This window comes from Flammeovirga sp. OC4 (genome assembly GCF_000812565.1).
Taxonomy (GTDB): Bacteria; Bacteroidota; Bacteroidia; order Cytophagales; family Flammeovirgaceae; genus Flammeovirga.
In genome coordinates this window covers 67,308-88,661 of the sequence record NZ_JTAM01000005.1, presented here as the reverse complement: position 1 = coordinate 88,661, position 21,354 = coordinate 67,308, and the positions used below count along the sequence as shown (strand labels likewise).

Genomic DNA, 21,354 nt, shown 5'->3' with positions numbered 1-21,354 from the left:
TTTATTTTCCTCCTGAAGAAGAAGATCTTGATCTTGATGAAGCACCGCTGCCGTATCTAGAAGATGTACTTTTGTAACCCGAAGATCTAGAACCTGCTGCAGAACGGGCAGGGGAACGGCTTACACTATTGTTGACAGTACTTTTAAAGCTACTACTTGTACTCATTCTTCTAGCAAAACTAGGATTAGATTTAGATACACCAGAGGAGTAAGTACCGTATCTTGGTGAACCTGAACTTCCTCCGTAGTAGTTTCTTCCTGAGCTGTAATGTCTTCTGTAATCGTAGTAACTAGATCTGTAAATTGGACCATAGTAACCCATTCCAAAAATGCTTCTTAACATGGCGTACCTTCCGTAAAACTCCCAAAAGCTTGTGCCTGTACTTGGGTTCGTTTTCCATTGACCATATTGAGAATTACCCACATAACCAGAGTAGCCAGGAGGTGAAACTTGCTTTGAAACTTTACCATCGATTTTCGAAGCGATTTCCATTCCGATGTCTCCTGAATGTAAATTGAAAAATGCTTCAGAAACAGGGTACCACTCAGTAGTTTTAGTCTGAGGGACACTATCTGCTCCCATAGTAATGATTTGATATTGATGACGATATTCATTAGCAGTAAACATATGTTCTTCTGCATCCATGTCGTGAAGTAAGATAGTGAAGTTTTTTACATCACTCATGTCAACGATGAATTGATCAACAGGTGTTTTTCTGAAGGTTTCTTGAGAAGAACAAGAAATCAAAAAAAGAAAAGATAGAAATACGAATATTCTTCTCATGTTTTTAGATGTTTGCACGTTATGATTGTAAATGTATATAAATAATGTAACGTAATCTGTGCTTAAAAAGATATTACTTGAGCTTAACTAGTCGGTAGGATATTGGTAAATGCATCAGGCGAATAAACTATGCCCTTTGACGCTTCAAATTCTTCATCTCCAAAACGCTCTAATGTGATTATATTTTTCTCTGTGTCGTCATAATATTCCCAACACATATATTCCAAACTGTCATCACCACTCGTTGTTTGAGTATTTCTCCAATAGCCTACACTCTTTGAATCTCTGTAGTACGTAATGCCTTCAAAGGTGATTTGCTTAGGTGGTTTACCTTTTTGTAGAATTCCATCTTCAACTTCTTCAGGAAGTTTACCCCACATGATTTTCTTGGAAACAGTACCTGTGATAAAATCATCTTCACCGATACTTAAGAATACGCTATCAGTGGCACTTTCAAGTTTGAATTCATAAGAGAAATCATTGTCTCCCCAGTCATACTCAAACTCTTCAGTAACTTCCCAAGTTTGAAGATCAAAATCGAGTACATATCCTTTACGTAAATCAGTAATTCCAATATTGGTAGGGTCGTAATGTGACTCCTCTTTCTTTTTCTTTTTGAAAAATCCGAATGGCATATCTTTTATATTTTATTTGACACTATCAAATATAATATAAAACTCAATGAATAGAGTGAGTTTGAAATATAAATTTCATTAAAAAGAGAGATATGAAAGAGTGGATTAGTCTGTTTCGATAATTGTGAATTTTTTACCTTCTTTAGCTAATTCTGTATTATCAAATTCAGTTCTAGACTCATCAAGAAGTACTTTGAGGTCGCCATATCGGGCTGAAAAGTGTCCGATTAATAACTTTCCCACTTTTGCTTCTCTAGCAATTTGACCAGCCTGTAAAGCCGTTGTATGAAATGTAGTGTTAGCTCTTTCTAAATGTCTGTGCATGAAAGTAGATTCATGATACAAGAGATCTACACCATATACTTTTGAGATAACACTGCGACTAAACTTAGTATCAGAACAAAATGCATACGATCTTGATTGACGAGGAGGGAGAGTCACATCTTGATATTGGATCGTTTCGCCTTGAAACTCTATGTTTTCTCCACGTTTCAATGCTCTAAAGGCATCAAAAGGAAGACCTGATGGTAATTTTTCTGGAATAATTCTATACTGTTTCTTTTTTTCCCTAAATAAAAAACCTGTACATGGTACTCGGTGGATTAACGGGATGGTTTCAACAGTAATATGATCGTTCTCAAAAATCACATCTGAAAACATAGTAGGGTTGTCATATAGACAAATTTTGTAATTAAGCTCGGTATTTGAATGCTTAAAACTAGCCAATAAAACCTCGTCTAAACCTCTTGGTCCATGGATATACAAAGGAGCTGTTCTACGTTGGATATTCATCGTAGAAAGTAACCCTGGTAAACCAAAGAAGTGATCACCATGAAGGTGACTGATAAAAATATGCTCAATTTTATGTAAGCTAATACCCATATCAATTAATTGATGTTGTGTAGCTTCTCCACAATCAATCAAAAACTGATGGTTACCTATACGTACATGTTGAGATGTCATGTGCCTGCCTTTCACAGGTACAGCAGCACTAGACCCTAAAATTGTGATTTCGAACGACAAGGGATAAGTTTGTTAGTAATAAATTATTAAGCTGTTAAACAATTGTATTGTAATCGTTCAAACCTTTTTCTGTAGTCCACTGAGAATTGGAATTTTATTGTTGTAATCATAGCTTCAACTCTTTGATAACTCTAAAAGATTTTCAATACTGTTTCTTTAACTGCTTAAAAAGCTCGAATTGCAAAAATTGCAATTCGAGCTTTATAAAAATAATACTATTTAATAATAAGGCTTAATTTTCTTCTTCGCCTTCAATATCTTTTTCGATTTCATGTAAAAATACAGAATCAATAGCCTCTTGTACTGTTGGTAAAAGGTTTAATACTGTCTCTAACTTAGAAATCTTGATTAATTTCATTACGTGCTCGTTCAAGCCTGCAAGAACTAGTCTACCGTTTACTTCACCTGCAAGACGGTTAGCCACTAAAATAGAGCTTAATCCTGATGAATCAACATATTTTACGCTTGATAAATCAATGATAAGGTTCTCAGTACCCGATTGGAACATTGTAACAATTTCCGCTTTTAATTGAGGTGCTTTTAGAGAATCTAATTTTTCTTCTTCAGGGATTAATACCGTATATTTCTCGCTCTTATTTACAGAAAATCTCATAATTTCTTTATATAATATCTATTTTAATAAAAAGCAATATACACACATTTATTTAGAGATCGTAAAATTATCCTAATTGTGTGCTTATTGAATTAAAAATTTCTTCATCACGATTCTCATAGGAAGTTTTTTCAAACTTTTCTCCTGTGATTTTTTCGTACAATTCAATATATCTATCAGAAACAGAATTTACAAACTCGTCACTCATATTTGGTTGAACTTGTCCATCTTTTCCTTGGAAATTATTTTCGATCAACCACTGTCTCACGAATTCCTTCGATAATTGTTTTTGAGGTTCGTTTGCTTCTTGACGATCAGCATAACCTTCTTTGTAAAAATACCTTGATGAATCTGGAGTATGTACTTCGTCAATCAAGTAAATCTCACCGTCATATTTTCCAAACTCATACTTTGTATCTACCAAAATTAGGCCTTGTTCGTCGGCAAACTCAGTTCCTTTTTGGAATAAAGCATAAGTATATTCTTCTAACCTTGTGTAATCTTCTTCTGAAACAATTCCTTGTGCTAAGATTTCTTCACGAGAGATGTCCTCATCATGCCCTTCTTTGGCTTTAGTAGAAGGTGTGATAATAGGAGTAGGGAGTTTATCGTTCTCCTTTAACCCTTCAGGAAGAGCTACGCCACAAAGCATTCTTTTTCCTGCTTTATACTCTCTCCATGCGTGACCTGCTAAATAGCCTCTAATAACCATCTCTACCTCAAAAGCGTCACACTTTTTACCGATGTGAACATTAGGGCTTGGTGCTGATTCTAGCCAGTTTGGAACAACGTCTGAAGTTAATTTCAGAAACTTTTCCGCGATTTGATTTAAAACTTGTCCTTTGTAAGGAATCGCTCGATCAAGTACAACATCAAATGCTGAAATTCGGTCGGTGGCAACGATAGCAATCTTATTTTCAAAGAAATACACATCTCTGACTTTGCCGTGGTAAACACCTGTGGCATTTTCGAAAGAAAAATTGGTGCTTTTAATTGCGTTCATAACTCTTTAAATGATGTACTTAATATTTGTATAATGTATAAATTTGCTGCAAACATACATAGTATAAATGTTTTATTGCAATTTTCTTTTCATCATTTTTTCACAAGATTTTCGTTTTGTCGTAAAACTATTGTGAAAATCAGTGGAATTACAAAATATAATATTTGAGGATTGTGACAATTTATAGAATTAATAGTGCTTATCCTTGAAATTCATATAAATATGTTCGTAATTTGGGAATAGGAAGTACTTGAACTTCACTATACCAAACAAAATACAAACTCACATCACAGGTTCCGCTACTGATCTTCAGCTTTCTGTACCTGTAGTACTATTATTATAAATATTCTCATGTTAGACTTAAACGAAAATATCCTTGATAAATTAGCTGGATTATATTCAGGTAAGCTATTCAAAGTTGTGGACGATTTTAAATACGAAATCGATGCACAAACATCAATAACAGTAGACAATAGCAACAACCTTCGCTTAGAAATTATTATGGATGGTTGCGAAAGTGGAGAAACGATGCCTTTAGCTATGAAAGAGGTTGATTCAGATATGTTTGAAGTTTGCTGTAATGATCAAGAAGAAAGTTTGGAAGGCAAAGTAGACTTGTTGAATAGAATGCTGAGCTTTAAAGTAGAAAGTCCTAGAAGTGGCGAAACAGAATTTGTAGGCTGCATCTAATTTCTAGAACTTTCTTTAATTTTTTATCTAGAGTAGATTAAATCTCTTGCGCTTATCATTGCTCCTTCTGAAGGTTGTGAGCCACCAATCATTTGTGCTATTTCCAAGACTCTTTCCTTTTCTGTAAGTGTCCTGATCTTACTGACAGTGGATTCACCAGAGTGATCTTTGTAAACATAATAATGTTGTTGTCCTAATGCTGCAATTTGCGGTAAGTGACTGATCGTAAATACTTGATGATTGTCGCTCATTTCTTCCATTATTTTACCCACTTTGATCGCAATCTCTCCTGAGATACCCGTATCAATTTCGTCAAAGAAAATAGTAGGTAATGATGTTTTGCTGGCTAATATGTATTTAATAGCAAGCATTAATCGAGAAAATTCACCACCGGAAGCAGCATCTCTCAATGGAAGTGGAGTTCTTCCTTTGTTGGCTGTAAATAAGATTTCAACTTCATCTATACCTGAGGCAGAAACTTCAGTTGTTTTTTGATCAATAAGAATTCGACCATTAGGCATTCCAAGATCATTCAATGCACTATTGAGTTCTTCAGTAAGTGGTACAATCACTTTTTTACGAGCTTCAGAAAGTGTCTCAGAAATTTCCATTAAAGTTTCATAAGCCACTTTCTTTTCCGTTTCAGCTTCAAGAAGTGCTTCATCAAAGCTTTCAACTTTATCTACTTTAATACGGATGTCCTCTCGTTTTTCAATCAATTCTTTTAGATCATTGACCCTATGTTTCTGTTGCAAACCATATACTTGATCTAAAATCTCTTTGATCTGGAAAATGCGCTCTTGATCGAAAAGTAAATCTGTTTCTTCTCCTTCAATCTCACTGATAATATCTCTAAGTTCGATATGACAACTGTCTAAACGATCTCTTAAGTTAGATAGTTTATCAGAGAAAGAAGACAGATTAGACATTTCTGTAATGGAAGTATAAATACTTGCGTCAGCAGAAAAATCAGATCTACTTAATGACTCTAACACTGTGTTTAAGGCAATTTTTATATTCTCAGCATTCTCTAAACGCTCTAGTTCTTTTTCGAGTTCTTCTTGATCAATATCATCTAGGTTTGCTTCGTCCAATTCATTCAATTGGAATTGATTAAATTCGAACTCTTCTTTTACTTGTTGATATTCTTCTAATAAATGTTGGTAAGCAAGTGCAGTTTTTCGAAACTCTTTGTAAGCCACAAATACATGTTCGACTTTTCCGTCTAATTTACCGTAGGAATCTACCAAGTTAAGTTGATAGATATTAGACCCTAACTGTAATGTGTCATGTTGAGAGTGGATGTCCATCAATCGTTCACTGATCTTACGCATTACTTCTAAACGTACAGGAGTGTCGTTGATAAAAGCTCTTGATTTCCCACTTGGGGTAATCTCTCGTCTTAATAAAGAAACCTCTTCGTAATCTAATTCAAGATCTTCAAATACATCATGTAGTTTGTAAGAAGAAACATCGAAAGTACCTTCAATAACACATTTAGTAGTTTGATCAAATAATGATTTTGTATCGGCTCTTCCTCCCTTTAACAATCCAAGTGCTCCAAGCATGATTGATTTACCCGCACCAGTTTCACCGGTGATAATATTCAGACCTTTGTCAGGAGTTATTTCTGTATGTTCAATTAAGGCGTAATTTTTAATCAGTAGATTCTTTAACATGACATTGTTATTTGATGGTCATCTATACCTTTACTACGTTTGTAATGCAATAGTAAACAAAAATGATAAGTATATCTAAATTACTTTGCCAAATTTACAAGAAATGTTTAAAAAATGAATAAAAAAATAATAGTAGCTTCTAAAAATCCTGTAAAAATTAATGCTGCGTTGTCAGGAATGCAGAAAATTTTACCAAATGTTCAATTTGATGTCATAGGTTGTGATGTGCCTTCAGGTGTATCTGATCAGCCGATGACAAGTCAAGAGACATGGGAAGGGGCTTTGAATCGAGCTAATAATGCTAAAAAAACGGAACCAAATGCGGATTATTGGGTAGGCATGGAAGGTGGTATCGATAAAGATGAAGACGGTAAGATGATCGCTTTTGCATGGATGTGTGTGTTGGATAAGGAGGGGAATATGGGGAAAGGACAGACAGGTATGTTTTATCTCCCGCCTAAAGTACAGAAGTTAGTAGAAGAAGGAGTGGAGTTAGGCCACGCCAATGATCAGGTATTTAATGAGGTAGGTTCTAAACAAAAAGGAGGAGCAGTAGGATCTCTTACTTTTGGAGCTTTAGGAAGAACGGAATATTACGTACAAGCAATGGTGTTGGCGATGATTCCTTTGGTCAACCCGAAACTATATTTGGTCGACTAAGTCATAAAATAGTCAATTTTAGTGAACAGCTTACTAAAGTACTGACATTAAAAATGTACTATAAAGCGAAAGGGTTAATAACATAGAGGACATGTTATTAACCCTTTTTCAATTGTTAAAGAGAGTGATAGGCTATTTAACCCATCAAAATATTGTCCAATTAACAAATAGATCCATTAAAAAACAAATATTAATTGTATTATTTACGTGATTAATAATATTATATTAATAATGTGTAATTCATTTTAGATTAAATACGGAATTAATTTTTTACCGCATTTTCAATTTTAAACTTTGCTTTTTTGCCTGCTTTCTCTAATCCAGATGGCTCAAATTGATTGTAGGCTAAGTAGCCAATGATACAAATTGCAGCTATGGCAATTAATTTGATAGCTGTTTTAGCAATTCGCCATACAATTAAAGCAATAGCGATAACTACAATTAGTAGTGTATATTTTTGTTCTTCTGATAATACAGCGAAAAATTCTTGAACTTGATCCATAAAAAATGAGCTGTTAAAAAATGTGACCTAATTATCTTCAATGATAGCTATTTTTTCTGATTCAATTCAACATAAATAAAAGAAATATTGCACACCATACTTAAAATCTTGTATTTATCTGTTAACTTAAATAGATAAGTACAAGAACTTATGTAAATTGCAATAAACTATATATAACCGGTATAAACTATAGGATTAGTATGTTATCCAAAAAGACAAAATATGCACTCAAAGCGTTACGCTTTTTGGCTTCAAAATATGGTGAGGGGCCTGTTTTGATCAGCGAAATTGCTGAGACAGAACATATCTCTCAAAAATTCTTAGAAAGTATATTGTTGGAGTTAAGAAAGGGGAGAGTTCTGAGTAGTAAAAAAGGAAAAGGTGGAGGATATTATTTGATCAAAGATCCAAACGAAGTGACACTTTGTGATATTCACCGAATGATCGAAGGACCTATTGCACCTTTGCCTTGTGTAAGCTTAAATTACTACGAACCTTGCGACGATTGCGATGACGAAGTGAGTTGTACCTTGAAAAAAGTAATGTGCGACGTGAGAGATGCTCAATTAGATATTTTGAAACAGAAATCATTGATAGATCTGATACCAGAGGGGGTTGAAGCTCCAAAATCAGATTTGATTGATGAATAATAAGTACCAAGACAAAATTATTTAATTCTAATTCTATTTATTGTTTTGCGATTACTTCCTTCAAAAAACGCTAAATAGAACCACTATTCATACGTTTTTTAGCGTTGTACTCACAAAAAATAAATAAGAATTAATTATAATCTATTTTTGACTTACTACTTACCAGAAGCCATTAATGAAAGTTAGTGGCTTTTTCATGTACAAAAAAAGCTACTCCATCATTTGATAGAGTAGCTTTTTTATTGGTAAAAACGATGGGATTATTCTTCCATTGCTTCCATTCTCTGTAATAATGGAGGGTGAGAATAATGCATCTTCACATAATTAGGATCAGGAGTTAAGTTACTCAATGAATCCACTGATAATTTCTTTAAGGCATCAATTAAAGCTTCGCTTGATGAAGTGTCTTTTGCATAAGCATCGGCTTCAAACTCATTCTTTCTTGAGAATGCATTCACGACTAAACCAGTAATCATTGAGATTGGACTGTAAAGCATTGAGAATGCAACTAAGTTCAATGGTGATAAGATTTGACGTTTCGTATTGAAAATGGCTTGCATTTTACTTGCTCCCATTGCTTCCGCTAATTCACTTGAGTTGATAAATAAGCTCAAAATGAATAATGTAATAAACATGTTTACAGCTGAAATTAAGAACATCTGTAACGTATGTTTTCTCTTATAATGACCTACCTCGTGTGCCAAAACAGCTACGATCTCGGCAGTTGATAATTTTTCAATTAATGTATCGTATAATACAATGTTTTTATTTCCTCCTAAACCGCTAAAAAATGCATTCGCTTTTGTCGATCTTTTAGAACCGTCCATTACCATTATTCTACCTAATGGGAAGTCAACGCCTTCAGCATATTTTTCAATGGCTGTTCTTAATTCTCCATCTTCCAAAGGAGTAATTTTATTGAACATTGGTAAGATCAAGTTGGCATAGAACATTGTTGCACCTAAAGCAAACAACATAAATACTACCCAAGCAATGATCCAATACGTATCAGGGAAATTAGAATAGAAAGCAACAAAGCCCCATAATAATAAACCACCGATCAGACCACCTAATGCATACCCTTTTACTTTGTCAAGAATATACGTTTTGGGTGTCATTTTATTAAAACCATACTTTTCTTCAATCTTAAAAGTATTGTGCAATTCAAAAGGAATTCCAATAAGGTCTGAAATCAATGAAATGATAGCAAAAAAGGCTAATACCTGCGTTACATTAGAATCAAAAGTATCTCTTGTAAACTTGTCAATCCACGCATATCCACCTCCAACAAGCAGAATTACGGTCAATAAATAACTGGCTGTACTGCTGTAAAAACCAAGTTTATCTTTTTCAACTTGATAGTCCTGCGATTTCTTATACTCATCACTGTCATATAAACCAGAAAGTTTGGCTGGCAACGTGGCACTCATGGCTTTTATATTCAAAGAACTTAAAACTCTTTCGAGAATAAATTCAGCCGTTAGAATACCTACGATTATATATAAAATTGTTTCTCCGTTCATGATTGTGTTAAAAAAATTCTTACAAATCTAATAATTCATGGGAAAGGATAGTAGTATTTGCAACGAAAATATAGAACTTGTAACGCAACTAGGAGTATTAAATTAATTGACGAAAAATGCAAAGGAGATATAATTGTTTAATTGTAGACGATGAACAACTCGCAAGAACCTTATTATCAGCCTATATTGAAAAAATCCCCCATTTAGAAGTCGTAGGCAGTTGTAAATCCCCTTTGGAAGCCATGAATTATTTAAGAGAAGGCAATGTAGATATCCTTTTTCTTGATATACAAATGCCTGAATTAAACGGTGTCGATTTTTTAAAAACGATTGCTCAACAACCTGCCGTGATCTTCACAACCGCTTATGCCGAATATGCTGTCACTTCTTATGAATTAGATGCAGTGGATTATTTGCTTAAGCCGTTTGGGTTTGATCGTTTTGTAAAGGCAGTCAATAAGGCCATTGAAAAAGTGGAGGCTAAAAATACACCTTCAGATAAAAAAGAAGCGGAAGAGGTACTTTATATAAAAGGGGATCAGAAAATATATAAAGTAGAGCCTTCGAGCATATTATATATTGAAGGTTTAAAGGAATATGTCTCTTATTTTATAGAAAACCAACAGCGAATTATTTCTCTTCATTCACTTACTAAACTTGAAAAAGAGTTAGCACAATATAATTTTATGAGAGTGCATCGCTCGTACATTGTCAACCTAAATCATGTGACCGCTTTTGAGCGACATGCACTTTGGATTGATAAAGAGGAAATTCCAATTGGAAAAACGTATAGAGATACTGTTAAAGAAAAACTCAACTGGTAAACTAAGCCTTCTAATAACTTTCAAAATCTAGAATTAATGTTCAAAATATATAGATCTTCAGCGGGAGCTGGAAAAACTTTTACGCTGGCAAAAGAATATATCAAAATTGTTCTTCAGATTCAACTTTTTGATGAAGAGTTCAATCCCAATTACTATCAGCATGTTTTGGCCGTGACTTTTACCAACTTGGCCACTTCAGAGATGAAGGATAGGATTCTAGAGCAATTAAAAACGTTTTCTCAAAAGCCCGACCCAAGTACGGAAGGGATGTTGGATGCCATTGTGAAAGATTATAAAGGAATGGACGAAAACATAGTGCTGAATAGGATCTATAGCCGTTCGAAGATTGTTCATCAAAGGATTCTTCATGGTTATTCTAACTTTTCGGTAAGTACAATTGATGCGTTTAGTCAGAAAATTGCTCAAGCCTTTAAGAGAGATCTTAATTTCCCATTCAATTATGAACTGGTTTTGAATGGTGATGAATTGATCGAAGATGCCACTTATATTTTGATGGATAAACTAGGTCAGCAAGAACATGAGAAACTGACGGAAGCTTTAGAAGTATTTTCGATCAAGAAAGCGGAAGAGGGGACAAGTTGGAATATTTTGCCTCAAATCAAACAGTTTGGTAGAGTATTGTTTGATGAGGACCAACGGAAGATTATTGAGAAACTAGGGGTCAACCCGACTACCAACAATAAAATGAGTATTGAGGATTATACTCAGTTGGCCAAGAAACTTCGAAAGGTAATTTATGAAGATCTTCAGCAGGAAAAAGATATAAAACTAGAAGACTTCAAAGAAGAGATGTCTGCCGTGGGAGTACCTTTGGAAAGTCTAGCTAGGTTTGTGGCGAGTTACGCAGGGAAGTTTGAAGGCAAAATTGGCGATAATGATGTGACGCCCAATACCACTGCTCAGAAAGTTTTTGACGGAACAGATGGAAGTGTATTGACAACGAAGGCCAATTACAAGAAAAGTCCTGCTCAGTTTGATCTTGCTTTGCCTATTTATCAAAATAGAATACAAGACCTGTTGGCGTTAGTACAAAAGGCAACGTTGATCAAAAATGTGTATGATAAAATCTATTTGATCATTACAGCCGAAGTGCTTAAAGAGGAAATGGGAGCGCTGAAAGAAGAGCAAGGTGTGGTCCACATTTCTGAGATTGGAGAGAATATCAATAAGATTGTAGAAAGCTCGCCGGTACCTTATTTATATGAGCGTTTGGGTGAGAGATACAGACATATTTTGATTGATGAATTTCAAGATACCTCCAAGACGCAGTGGCATAACTTGATTCCATTGGTAGCTCATGCGTTGTCGATGTATCAAGGAGAATGTTTAGTAGTAGGAGATGCGAAACAGTCTATTTATAGATGGAGGGGTGGAAAGCCGGAAATGTTGGTGGCATTACCATCACTGCCTACAGCTAAAGGAACCGCTTTGGAAGAGGAAGAATATACGCTTTCTGCAAGTGCTGATCCTCAGAACTTAGATACCAATTGGAGAAGTTACGAGAATGTGATCGACTTCAATAACTCTTTGTACAAGCATATCGATGAAGCTTACAAGAATGAATTATTGTCAAAGTTTTATCAAGATGTTTACCAGAAAAGCAATAAAAATAAAGGAGGTCAGGTAAGGGTCTCTGTTTGCCAAAAAGTAGGTGCGAAGGATACCGTATTAGAGCCTAACTTGGAGAAAATTGTCAATACCATCACGACGTTGGTGTCTGAGAATAAATTTCAATTGAAAGACATTGCCATTTTAGTGCGATTTAATAAAGACGGCTCTCAGATCGCTGAAAAATTGGTAAAAGAAGGTTTGGAGGTGATTTCAAGTGAATCCTTATTGGTGAATAGTGCTCCAAGCGTTCAGTTTTTGGTGCAAATGATCCGCCTTTTGGTGACACGAGCAGATAAAATTCTGTTTATGAATATTGCTCGCTTTTTAATGGGGCATTTTCAAGATATCAAAAATGAAAGATGGAAGACCGTCAATGCAGAACCTCAAACGGTAAAAGGAGATGAATATATCCGGTTAGGAGACAAAGTTGAGCAGTGTGAAAGCCATAAACAGTTTGAGTTGTTCCTTGAAAGTGAATTTGGAGTGCATCTCTCGATTTCAAATTTACGTCGAAAATCGCTTTATGATTTAATAGAGTTATTGATCAGAACATTCCAATTGAATCAAAGAGTAACAGAGCAATCCTATCAGGTGAAGTTCCTGGATTTTATTTTGGAGCATTCCGAAAAGAATGGCAACAGTGCTCAGGAGTTTTTGCAGAAATGGGAAATGAAAAAATCTATGCTTTCGATTTCTACACCAGAAAACACCAATGCTGTTAGAATTTTATCCATTCATAAATCAAAAGGTCTGGAATTTCCAGTGGTGATTTTACCTTTCGCAGATTGGTCGACGATTCCGAAGAAAGGAGAAAGTAAATGGTTTGATTGGGAAAATAACGATATTATTCCGGAGCTCAATGCAGTTCAGCTCAGTGTTAATTCTAAATTGGAGGGAACCCCTTTTGAGGAAGAATATCATGAAGAGTGTAATGATACGTACATTGATGCGATTAATATGCTCTATGTAGCAACGACCAGAGCAGAAAAGTACTTGCATATCATTTGTACAGAAGAAGCAAAAGTCAATAAGAAAGGAGAGAAATATGAAACCAAAGACACCGTTTCTGTTCCTATTTTAAATTATATCAAAAAGAACAACCCGACAGAACTTCCAACTGATGAAATTGATGATGTCTTGTTCAATGAATTTCAATTCTATGAAGGTATCACTGAAGGAAAAGGAGTGGAGGAAGAAGAAATTGATAAGCAGATCAATGATATTATTCATACCGATAATACCGATCAATTAAAACTAAAAAGCGGTACTTACGAACAAGGTGAACAAGAGGTATCTTTCTTAGACATTCTTGAGGCGCAAGAAAGTGGTATATTAGTTCATAAGGCTTTTGAAAAGATAAAATATAAGGACGATGTGCATGATGCGGTCCGAAATTTGGAGGTAAACGGTTTTATCTCATCCACCGAAAAAGGAGACTATATCCAAAAATTATTTGACGTGGTGCATCATCCAGAATTAGAAACCTATTTTGATGAAAAATCGGGTTATGAAGTTTTAAATGAATCAGAAATAGTAACCCCTTCCCGCTTTGAAATGCAACAAGTGACGGTAGACCGTCCAGACCGTTTGTTGATAAGAGGGCAAGAAGCTGTTATTCTGGATTATAAAACGGGTTCTTATGAAAAGGATCACGAACGACAAATTCAAAGATATGGTACGGAATTACAGAAGATGGGATATACGTCCATCACACTTAAATTAGTATATACAGAAAACTTATATATCAAAAACGTAACTCTTTAATAACAATGAAAAAAGTACTGACACTAACTGGTGTATTCTTATTGTTTGCCCTTTCAACTTTTGCTCAAAAAGGTCAGCAATTTCCAACAATGCAAGCTGAAACGTTGACAGATAAGACGATTACATTACCTTCGGCCGGCAAAGGAAAGGTGACATTAATAGGGGTATCTTATTCAAAGAAATCGCAAGCCAACTTAGAAACTTGGATGCAACCGATCTACGATGTATTTATCAACCCACCAAAATCAGATCTTTTTGGTTCAACTTCTTATGATGTAAATATGTATTTTGTGGCGTTGGCGAGAGGTATTGCTAAAACTGCAGAAAAGTCGATCAAGGGTTCAATGAAGAAGAAAATTGATAAGAAATTACAACCCAATATTGCGATTGTGATGGGAGAGGTAAAACAACATAAAAAGAAATTGAAATTAGGAGATAAAGAAGATCCCTATTTTTACATTTTATCTCCTGAAGGAAAAATATTACATATTACATATGGAAAATATTCTCCGAGTAAAATGTCTGCTATAGAATCTGCAGTAGAAGAATATATGGATTAAACTCCCATAAATTAATTCTAAAAGGTTGTTAAAGTTTTAAAAAACTTGCTTTACATCCAAAAAGTGTATTTAAAATAAAAAGCAGTTTTTTAGATTTGCGTTACTCATGGAAAATTATTTGTGGGTATAGTAAAATCACACTATAAAGTATGAAGAAGCTAGATAAGCTATTATTAAAAGCATACATAGGTCCATTTGCGTTAACATCGTCAATTGTACTATTTATTTTTTGGTCTCAATACATGATTTCCAAGTTTGTCTATTTCTTAGGAAAAGACTTGGGTTATGATGTTTATTTGGAATTGTTTTTCTGGTTTGCACTAGCTTTAGTACCAGTATCCCTTCCATTAGCTGTATTACTTGCTACACTGATGACTTATGGTAGTTTAGGTCAACATTCTGAATTAACAGCCATCAAAGGTGCAGGTATTTCTCTATTAAGAATTTTACGTCCAGTTTTTCTATTTACAGTAGTTGTAGTTTTAGTTCAATTGGTCTATAACGATACAGTAGTACCACATGCCAACTTGAAAGCGTATAGTTTACTTTATGATATCAAACAAACTAAACCAACAATCAATTTGAAAGAAGGAGCTTTCTATGATGGATTAGATGGTTATAGTATCAAAGTGGCTAAAAAAGACGAAGACGGTGAAGGAATTCATGATGTGATCATCTACAAGCATGAGGGGCACAGAGGTAACAAAGAAGTAATCTTGGCCAACCATGGTAAAATGCAATTGATCAATGATGATACTTTTATGATGCTTACTTTATTTGAAGGTAATGCTTACAGTGAGGTAGAAGATAAAAAGAGTAAGTCTGATGTTCAATATGTTCACTCTGAATTTGATTCTTCAATATTTTATTTCAGCATGGCATCATATGCTATGAATGAAACAAAAGAAGATCTTTTCATGGGGCATAATTTAATGAAAAATCGTACTCAATTATTGGAAGAGCAAGATTCATTGAATTTAGCAATGGCGAACTATAGTAATATGCTAGTGAAAAATGGCAATACTCAATTCTACTACCGCTATACTTCAAATAAAAAAGAGCATGATACTGAGAAAGTAACAACGAAGAAGTTTGATCCTGAAAAAACAGAGAATCAATTGAGAATTTATTCTTCAGCTTATAATAGTGCTTCAAGTTTCTATAACGTATTAAAATCAAATGCTTCTAGAAATAAGAATCAGATGAGAGAAGAAGTACGTTATACTTTAGATGTACAGAAGAAAATATCTACAGCAATTGCTATTTTAATGATGTTCCTTATCGGTGCACCATTAGGGGCAATTATCAAGAAAGGTGGTTTAGGTGTACCAGTTCTTGTTTCTGTATTCTTCTTTGTAGTGTATTATATCATTACAATTACTGGTGAGAAAATGGCAAAAGAGCTTGTGATTGATCCAGTATTAGGTGCTTGGTTGTCCAATATCTTCTTATTTGTGATGGGTATGTTCTTTACTTTCCAAGCGAAGAACGATGCTAAATTATTTGATACAGATTACTATGGTGTACTACTGAAAAGTCTTTTCAAAAAGAAGTAGTATTCGTCAGTTTAAAATACCAAAAACCCTATGTGTTTTTAGAATACATAGGGTTTTCTTTTTATATTCGTATGCTTTACGTTTTATAGTGTAAAGCGATTATTGTAGACTACCTCAGTAAGGTAGCAAAGAATGAAGATCTTAAGAAATGAAGAAAATCATAATCGCCTTGGATGGGCATGCAGGTTGTGGAAAAAGTACTACCGCTAAAGCAGTTGCAAAAGCTTTAGATTATATATTTATTGATACAGGGGCTATGTACAGAGCCGTAACGTATCATTTTCTTTCAAATGAGGTTGACTTTTCTGATCCAACAGAAGTGGACAAGGCTTTAGAGGCAATTTCGTTGAAGTTTGTACTTAACCCTGAAAGAGGAATTGGAGAAATCCATGTAAATGGTGTCAATGTTGAGCCATTTATCCGTAATATGGACATTACAAGTAGGGTGAGTGATGTGGCAAGCATTAAAGCTGTACGTGTATTTAATGTAGCAGAGCAGCAAAAAATGGGAGAAGAGAAAGGTATTGTAATGGATGGAAGAGATATTGGTACCGTTGTTTTCCCTGAGGCTGAATTGAAAGTATTCATGACCGCTGATGTGACAGTAAGAGCAAAGCGCCGATTAAAGGAAATGGAAGCCAAAGGTGTGGCAACTAACCTTGAAGACGTAGAAGCAGATATCCGAAATAGAGATAATTTGGATTCAACAAGAAAGGAAAGCCCTCTGAAAAAAGCGGATGACGCTATTGTAGTAGATACATCTGCATTGACCATTGAGCAACAAGTAGAAAGTATTTTAAAACTGGCAACGAAGAAAATCAACGCTTAGTTTTATATAAATTATAGAGAAGAGGTCAACTTTAATACGATTAGAGTTGACCTTTTTTGTGTATCAAAAATCATCTTCCATTGTCAATGAATGTATGTGAGTTGAATGATTCCATAATTTTCTATGTACATTTGCAAAAAAATAATAAAAGATACCACATTGGCAGATCAAGATTTCAAGATGACAGCCAAGACCTTTTTTGGCTTGGAAGAATTATTAAAAGAAGAACTTCTTGCAATTGGAGCGAGAAACGTAAAAGCGGTAAATAGAGCAGTGACTTTTGAGGGAGATAAAGAGATCCTTTACAAGGCTAATTTACATGTAAGAACCGCTTTGAAAATCTTACTTCCTATCAAAAACTTTAGAGCAAGGAATGAAGAGGATCTTTATGAGAAAACAAAAAAGGTCAATTGGGCAAAATACATAGATGTTGATGGTACTTTTGCGATTGACAGCACAGTTTGGTCAGATACTTTTACACACTCTAAGTATGTAGCTTTAAAAGTAAAAGATGCCATTGCCGATCATTTCTCTGAAGTATTTAGAAGAAGACCAAATGTCAATGTGCAATCTCCTGATGTGTTGGTGCATATCCATGTTTCTCAAAGAGAATGTATTTTATCTTTAGATAGTTCTGGAGAGTCATTACACCGCAGAGGTTATCGATCTGAGCAACGTCAAGCACCATTGAATGAGGTATTAGCGGCAGGGTTGATCATGCTGACAGGTTGGAAAGGTGAGAGACCATTCTTGGACCCAATGTGTGGTTCTGGTACTTTGTTGGTAGAGGCAGCTATGATTGCCAGCAACACCCCTCCAGGTTTGAAGAGAAAGTTTGCCTTCATGAATTGGAAGGATTATGATCGAAGATTATTCAACCAAATCTTCAGAGAGGCCAAAAGAAATAGAAAAGAAATTGAAGTACCTATTGTAGGTTCTGATATTGATAGAGCCGCCATTGATATTTCATATGCCAATGCTGAACGTTCTGGTTTAGACGAAGATCTTCGAATTTCTAAAAATAGTTTCTTTGACCGTAAACCTATCGGTGAAAATGGAATTATAGTTTGTAACCCTCCTTACGGTGAGCGTATCGGTAAAGATATTGAAGAGCTTTACAAAAAAATGGGTGACAAGTTGAAGCAAGACTTCAGTGGTTACGATGCTTGGATTTTTAGTGGTAATATGAAAGCCTTAAAATATGTAGGTTTAAGACCAAGCAAGAAAATCCAATTGTATAATGGTTCTATTGAATGTCGATTAGCCAAATATGAAATGTACAAAGGAGCAAAAGCATAATGCACTCCTTTTCAAAATAGATAAAACCTATTCATGAATTGTTATGGATAGGTTTTTTTGTTGAAAAAATATACTATTTTTTTGTCGACTCTTGAATTGTAATTGTCTTAGTCATAAGCCAATCTATTGTTTAATTAAATATTTAATAATGAAAAGAAGCAAACTTAACTTTCTTACTCTAATCATTTGTACATTTCTCATAGGATTTATGTCTTGTGATAAAGATGTAGACCCCTCAGTAAATAAAAAGTATTCTAATTATATCAATACAGAGGGTATTGAGGAATATGGAGAAATGTTTTTTTACTCAGATGGATCTTTCATGATTCATATGGAAACATTTGGAGGTACAGGTCTTGATCCTGCATTCAATTCGGTTGATTATATCACATTGAATACTACTGGTAGATATGAAGAAACGGATAGTAGTTATATTTTATTTTACGAACATGTAAAAGGTTATGGAGCTTCTATTATTTCCAATCCTAACTGCTATACAATCATTGGTAAAACTGAACAGGATGTACAGGAAACTTTAGAAATAGAAATGTCCGAACTTCAGACATGGAACGGTTTGGATAATGAGATCGACATTTGTATTGAGGATTAAGAAATACTAACCTCAAAAATAATAACTCCCTTCTGTTAGTAATATTACTGAGCAGAAGGGAGTTTTTTATAGGTTATTGACGAATTTGCCACTCTTTCATTAATCGACTAACTCTTCTTGTTTTACGCAGCTTTTAATCATATTTAGATACGCATCAATAGATTGGTCAACGATTTGAGCAATTTCATTGATTTCTTCTTCAGTAAATACATCTAGAATTTTTAAAGCATCTTTTGTATGATGCTCATCTTCTAAAACATGGACCTTCAAGAACGATAATTGATTTTCATTATAGGTCTCTTTAAGCATATTATACAATACCTTGCCTGTTGTTACTGCAAGGAATTCTAAGCCTAGTACCCACCCCATGATGGTGTAACTTCCTTTTAAAAACACCTTTGCATAAGGGGATTCATAAATTTCTTTAGTTTCATTTAACTCAGGAAAATCACTTAAGTTGAAACCTAGGTTTTTCAAATCATTCAAAGCTAACATCTCATGATGACTTTCTTCGCCTATATGATCAGTTAATCTGTCAAAAAAGTCATTTTGTTCAAAAGGTGTTTTTACCCCGGCATAGGCCAATAGGCGAGTGGAATATTGTACATAGTAGTAAATTTGAGCCATTACATTACCATAATATTTCTTGTCAGACCATGGTAGTTGATTTAGAAGAGTTGTAGCTTCTTTACATTTTAGTTCAATAACTTTTTCAATATTTTTCATTAGAATTACTTTTTGGTTAAATATTCTTCCATTTTTTTTAGGTCTATTTCCATCAAACTTAATGGAGTATCATTACCATAAAAATCTACGCCTGATACCATCTTATTTGAAATTATATTCACGTCGAACATCTTTCTATAAACTCTAGATTGAGGTGAGGTGGTGACGATATATGTATTTTTATGCCCTCTATTTAAAGCGTGTTGAACAACTTTTAGGATCAAGCTCTTATAAAGTATAAACCCACTAGAAAAGTTTCTATCAATAGCTACGCGCCATCCGTTACAAACAGGTGAGCTAGTTTTGTGAATTTTTGAGAACTCATCTGGAAATAACGGTTCATTAGGTAACTGAGAATTAGTATTACTTTGATCGTAAGTGACGGAAACAGTACCCACTATTTTTTCATTATGCTTTGCGACAAATATGCATGTGTTATCTAGTTGGTCAATTCGAATAGCACTTTGTATTTTTTTCTTACTGTTTTTGTTTGCTAAACCAGATTCTACATATTGTTTATAAACAAAATCATAGAGATCGCTTAATTGATTTTTGTTTAAAATATCAATAGATACATTTTGAGTCATTCTTGAGCTTTAAGTAGTTGGATGTTATAGTATAGTTTTTAAAAATTGCGCCAAAATAATTGGTATTACTTAATTAAAGGTAAGTGTTGAGTGTTATAGCCTTTAGGGTTATTGTTGCCATTAATAGAGAATAGCATACCAAATTTTCAAAATAAAAAAGGCATCCATCTTTAAATGATGAATGCCCATCTTCTTGTTTTCTACTTCCTTAACTGACCATTAATAACGATTTCTTTTTAATCGCTTCAACAGTTTCATTAAGAATCTTGAATGCATTGTTTGCCATAACGTTGTCACGGTCAAGTGTTGGGTTTACTTCTACCATTTCCCAACAAACCACTTTTTCGTTGCTTACAAGAATAGTATTTAAGTCCTTTGCTTCTTCAACAGTTAGTCCATGTTCAACAGGAGTTCCTGTACCACGGCTGATCGAAGGATCCATGCTATCTACATCAAATGAAATGTAAATCATATCGCAACCACTTAGTTTTTCAAGGGCATGTTCAGCAGCTGCTTGTGTACCCATTGCCCTTACTTCATCTACAGTGATATTGCGGATGTCATGCTTTTTCATGATTTCATTCTCAGGTCCTTCAGTATCTCTTACACCAATAAAAACTACATCTGAAGGATCAATTTTTGCAGAAGTGGTTCCAACTTTTTTAATGTCTTCCCAATACGCTACAGTTTCCTCAGAGGGGTTATTGACTGCATTTTCTTTATTGTCAATACCTGAAACCATTGCTAATGGCATGCCGTGCATATTTCCAGACGGAGTAGTGTAAGGAGAGTGGAAGTCTGCGTGAGCATCAATCCAAATGACGCCCAATTTCTGGTGAGGAAATGCTTTTTTGATGCCAGAAATCGTTCCTGCAGCCGTAGAGTGATCTCCTGCTAAAACAACTGGAGTTTCACCCGCTTTCAATGTGTCATAAGTGTTGTTACTCACTCTGTTCAACATTGTATATACACCATCGATGTGTTTTGCATCAGGGTAGTTGTTGTTGTTAAACAAGATATTATTGACGTCATCAATATTCTGTACCTTATGTTCCTTAAAGAATGTTGATTTTTGATCTAAACTAGCAACAATCAATGCATCAATTCCCATTCCTGCACCTCTTGTTCCTGCAGCAATTTCCGAACGAACTGTTAGTAACTTAATAGTTTCCATAAAATGTTAATGTAAAATATGTGGTATGTGT

General features: G+C 34.5%; 21 protein-coding genes. 10 read left to right on the top strand and 11 right to left on the bottom strand.

Annotated features, from left to right (window positions below; all coding sequences use genetic code 11):
- Position 1 precedes the first annotated feature (1 nt).
- The 5 genes from PL77_RS05660 to PL77_RS05640 form a co-directional block, all read right to left on the bottom strand.
- On the bottom strand, positions 2-784 hold the full coding sequence (locus PL77_RS05660; RefSeq protein WP_044202657.1) for a hypothetical protein: 783 nt from the start codon (positions 782-784) through the stop codon (positions 2-4).
- A gap of 83 nt (positions 785-867) precedes the next feature.
- Positions 868-1,419 (bottom strand): DUF4178 domain-containing protein, encoded by a 552-nt coding sequence (locus PL77_RS05655; RefSeq protein ID WP_044202656.1) that lies wholly within the window; start codon positions 1,417-1,419, stop codon positions 868-870.
- Positions 1,420-1,524: 105 nt separating this feature from the next.
- Positions 1,525-2,442 carry a ribonuclease Z gene (locus PL77_RS05650; RefSeq protein WP_044202653.1) on the bottom strand — a complete coding sequence of 306 codons (918 nt, stop codon included), beginning with the start codon at positions 2,440-2,442 and terminating at the stop codon, positions 1,525-1,527.
- Between the two features lie 232 nt (positions 2,443-2,674).
- Positions 2,675-3,055: an STAS domain-containing protein gene (locus tag PL77_RS05645; RefSeq protein WP_044202651.1), complete on the bottom strand. Its 381-nt coding sequence runs from the start codon at positions 3,053-3,055 to the stop codon at positions 2,675-2,677.
- 67 nt (positions 3,056-3,122) lie between these two features.
- Positions 3,123-4,058 carry a phosphoribosylaminoimidazolesuccinocarboxamide synthase gene (locus PL77_RS05640; RefSeq protein WP_044202650.1) on the bottom strand — a complete coding sequence of 312 codons (936 nt, stop codon included), beginning with the start codon at positions 4,056-4,058 and terminating at the stop codon, positions 3,123-3,125.
- A 351-nt stretch (positions 4,059-4,409) separates the two neighbouring features.
- Here PL77_RS05640 and PL77_RS05635 point away from each other — a divergent pair, with 351 nt between their 5' ends.
- Complete coding sequence (locus tag PL77_RS05635) at positions 4,410-4,748, top strand: hypothetical protein (RefSeq protein ID WP_044202649.1); 339 nt, start codon at positions 4,410-4,412, stop codon at positions 4,746-4,748.
- 23 nt (positions 4,749-4,771) lie between these two features.
- Here PL77_RS05635 and recN read toward each other — a convergent pair whose 3' ends face one another.
- Positions 4,772-6,427: a DNA repair protein RecN gene (gene recN, locus PL77_RS05630; RefSeq protein ID WP_044202647.1), complete on the bottom strand. Its 1,656-nt coding sequence runs from the start codon at positions 6,425-6,427 to the stop codon at positions 4,772-4,774.
- Positions 6,428-6,541: 114 nt separating this feature from the next.
- Here recN and yjjX point away from each other — a divergent pair, with 114 nt between their 5' ends.
- Positions 6,542-7,087: an inosine/xanthosine triphosphatase gene (yjjX, locus tag PL77_RS05625; protein WP_044202645.1), complete on the top strand. Its 546-nt coding sequence runs from the start codon at positions 6,542-6,544 to the stop codon at positions 7,085-7,087.
- 262 nt (positions 7,088-7,349) lie between these two features.
- Here yjjX and PL77_RS05620 read toward each other — a convergent pair whose 3' ends face one another.
- Complete coding sequence (locus tag PL77_RS05620) at positions 7,350-7,589, bottom strand: hypothetical protein (protein ID WP_044202644.1); 240 nt, start codon at positions 7,587-7,589, stop codon at positions 7,350-7,352.
- Between the two features lie 200 nt (positions 7,590-7,789).
- Here PL77_RS05620 and PL77_RS05615 point away from each other — a divergent pair, with 200 nt between their 5' ends.
- Positions 7,790-8,239, top strand: coding sequence for an Rrf2 family transcriptional regulator (locus PL77_RS05615; protein WP_044202641.1), 450 nt, complete (start codon positions 7,790-7,792; stop codon positions 8,237-8,239).
- 260 nt (positions 8,240-8,499) lie between these two features.
- On the opposite strand, the gene PL77_RS05610 is transcribed toward PL77_RS05615, so the two are convergent.
- On the bottom strand, positions 8,500-9,762 hold the full coding sequence (locus PL77_RS05610; protein ID WP_044202640.1) for a M48 family metallopeptidase: 1,263 nt from the start codon (positions 9,760-9,762) through the stop codon (positions 8,500-8,502).
- A 116-nt stretch (positions 9,763-9,878) separates the two neighbouring features.
- On the opposite strand from PL77_RS05610, the gene PL77_RS05605 reads away from it, so the two are divergent.
- The 7 genes from PL77_RS05605 (at position 9,879) to PL77_RS05575 (ending at position 18,836) form a co-directional block, all read left to right on the top strand.
- On the top strand, positions 9,879-10,586 hold the full coding sequence (locus tag PL77_RS05605; RefSeq protein ID WP_044202637.1) for a LytTR family DNA-binding domain-containing protein: 708 nt from the start codon (positions 9,879-9,881) through the stop codon (positions 10,584-10,586).
- A 36-nt stretch (positions 10,587-10,622) separates the two neighbouring features.
- A complete protein-coding gene (locus PL77_RS05600; protein ID WP_044202635.1) occupies positions 10,623-13,982 on the top strand; it encodes an exodeoxyribonuclease V subunit beta in 3,360 nt (1,119 codons plus the stop codon).
- A gap of 5 nt (positions 13,983-13,987) precedes the next feature.
- Positions 13,988-14,542 carry a hypothetical protein gene (locus tag PL77_RS05595; RefSeq protein WP_044202633.1) on the top strand — a complete coding sequence of 185 codons (555 nt, stop codon included), beginning with the start codon at positions 13,988-13,990 and terminating at the stop codon, positions 14,540-14,542.
- 149 nt (positions 14,543-14,691) lie between these two features.
- Entirely contained in the window at positions 14,692-16,098 is a 1,407-nt protein-coding gene (locus PL77_RS05590) for an LptF/LptG family permease (RefSeq protein ID WP_044202632.1), read from the top strand.
- A gap of 148 nt (positions 16,099-16,246) precedes the next feature.
- Positions 16,247-16,927, top strand: coding sequence for a (d)CMP kinase (gene cmk / locus PL77_RS05585; RefSeq protein WP_044202630.1), 681 nt, complete (start codon positions 16,247-16,249; stop codon positions 16,925-16,927).
- Positions 16,928-17,086: 159 nt separating this feature from the next.
- Positions 17,087-18,226 carry a class I SAM-dependent RNA methyltransferase gene (locus PL77_RS05580; protein ID WP_253273968.1) on the top strand — a complete coding sequence of 380 codons (1,140 nt, stop codon included), beginning with the start codon at positions 17,087-17,089 and terminating at the stop codon, positions 18,224-18,226.
- Between the two features lie 148 nt (positions 18,227-18,374).
- Positions 18,375-18,836: a hypothetical protein gene (locus PL77_RS05575; RefSeq protein ID WP_156152254.1), complete on the top strand. Its 462-nt coding sequence runs from the start codon at positions 18,375-18,377 to the stop codon at positions 18,834-18,836.
- 99 nt (positions 18,837-18,935) lie between these two features.
- On the opposite strand, the gene PL77_RS05570 is transcribed toward PL77_RS05575, so the two are convergent.
- The 3 genes from PL77_RS05570 to rocF all read right to left on the bottom strand — a co-directional run bounded on the left by PL77_RS05570 (position 18,936) and on the right by rocF (position 21,323).
- Entirely contained in the window at positions 18,936-19,562 is a 627-nt protein-coding gene (locus PL77_RS05570; protein ID WP_044202626.1) for an iron-containing redox enzyme family protein, read from the bottom strand.
- A gap of 5 nt (positions 19,563-19,567) precedes the next feature.
- Positions 19,568-20,149, bottom strand: a complete 582-nt coding sequence (locus tag PL77_RS05565; RefSeq protein WP_044202623.1) for a hypothetical protein — start codon at positions 20,147-20,149, stop codon at positions 19,568-19,570.
- A 208-nt stretch (positions 20,150-20,357) separates the two neighbouring features.
- A complete protein-coding gene (rocF, locus tag PL77_RS05560; RefSeq protein ID WP_044202620.1) occupies positions 20,358-21,323 on the bottom strand; it encodes an arginase in 966 nt (321 codons plus the stop codon).
- Positions 21,324-21,354: the final 31 nt, after the last annotated feature.

Excerpts from the sequence above, each read along its gene's own strand:
- PL77_RS05605 (WP_044202637.1), top strand. The coding sequence starts at position 9,879 with ATGCAAAGGAGATATAATTGTTTAATTGTAGACGATGAACAACTCGCA.
- PL77_RS05655 (WP_044202656.1), bottom strand. The coding sequence starts at position 1,419 with ATGCCATTCGGATTTTTCAAAAAGAAAAAGAAAGAGGAGTCACATTAC.
- PL77_RS05645 (WP_044202651.1), bottom strand. The coding sequence starts at position 3,055 with ATGAGATTTTCTGTAAATAAGAGCGAGAAATATACGGTATTAATCCCT.
- PL77_RS05635 (WP_044202649.1), top strand. The coding sequence starts at position 4,410 with ATGTTAGACTTAAACGAAAATATCCTTGATAAATTAGCTGGATTATAT.
- rocF (WP_044202620.1), bottom strand. The coding sequence starts at position 21,323 with ATGGAAACTATTAAGTTACTAACAGTTCGTTCGGAAATTGCTGCAGGA.
- PL77_RS05660 (WP_044202657.1), bottom strand. The coding sequence starts at position 784 with ATGAGAAGAATATTCGTATTTCTATCTTTTCTTTTTTTGATTTCTTGT.
- PL77_RS05595 (WP_044202633.1), top strand. The coding sequence starts at position 13,988 with ATGAAAAAAGTACTGACACTAACTGGTGTATTCTTATTGTTTGCCCTT.
- PL77_RS05620 (WP_044202644.1), bottom strand. The coding sequence starts at position 7,589 with ATGGATCAAGTTCAAGAATTTTTCGCTGTATTATCAGAAGAACAAAAA.
- PL77_RS05615 (WP_044202641.1), top strand. The coding sequence starts at position 7,790 with ATGTTATCCAAAAAGACAAAATATGCACTCAAAGCGTTACGCTTTTTG.
- yjjX (WP_044202645.1), top strand. The coding sequence starts at position 6,542 with ATGAATAAAAAAATAATAGTAGCTTCTAAAAATCCTGTAAAAATTAAT.
- PL77_RS05570 (WP_044202626.1), bottom strand. The coding sequence starts at position 19,562 with ATGAAAAATATTGAAAAAGTTATTGAACTAAAATGTAAAGAAGCTACA.
- PL77_RS05600 (WP_044202635.1), top strand. The coding sequence starts at position 10,623 with ATGTTCAAAATATATAGATCTTCAGCGGGAGCTGGAAAAACTTTTACG.
- PL77_RS05575 (WP_156152254.1), top strand. The coding sequence starts at position 18,375 with ATGAAAAGAAGCAAACTTAACTTTCTTACTCTAATCATTTGTACATTT.
- recN (WP_044202647.1), bottom strand. The coding sequence starts at position 6,427 with ATGTTAAAGAATCTACTGATTAAAAATTACGCCTTAATTGAACATACA.
- PL77_RS05640 (WP_044202650.1), bottom strand. The coding sequence starts at position 4,058 with ATGAACGCAATTAAAAGCACCAATTTTTCTTTCGAAAATGCCACAGGT.
- PL77_RS05590 (WP_044202632.1), top strand. The coding sequence starts at position 14,692 with ATGAAGAAGCTAGATAAGCTATTATTAAAAGCATACATAGGTCCATTT.
- cmk (WP_044202630.1), top strand. The coding sequence starts at position 16,247 with ATGAAGAAAATCATAATCGCCTTGGATGGGCATGCAGGTTGTGGAAAA.
- PL77_RS05610 (WP_044202640.1), bottom strand. The coding sequence starts at position 9,762 with ATGAACGGAGAAACAATTTTATATATAATCGTAGGTATTCTAACGGCT.
- PL77_RS05565 (WP_044202623.1), bottom strand. The coding sequence starts at position 20,149 with ATGACTCAAAATGTATCTATTGATATTTTAAACAAAAATCAATTAAGC.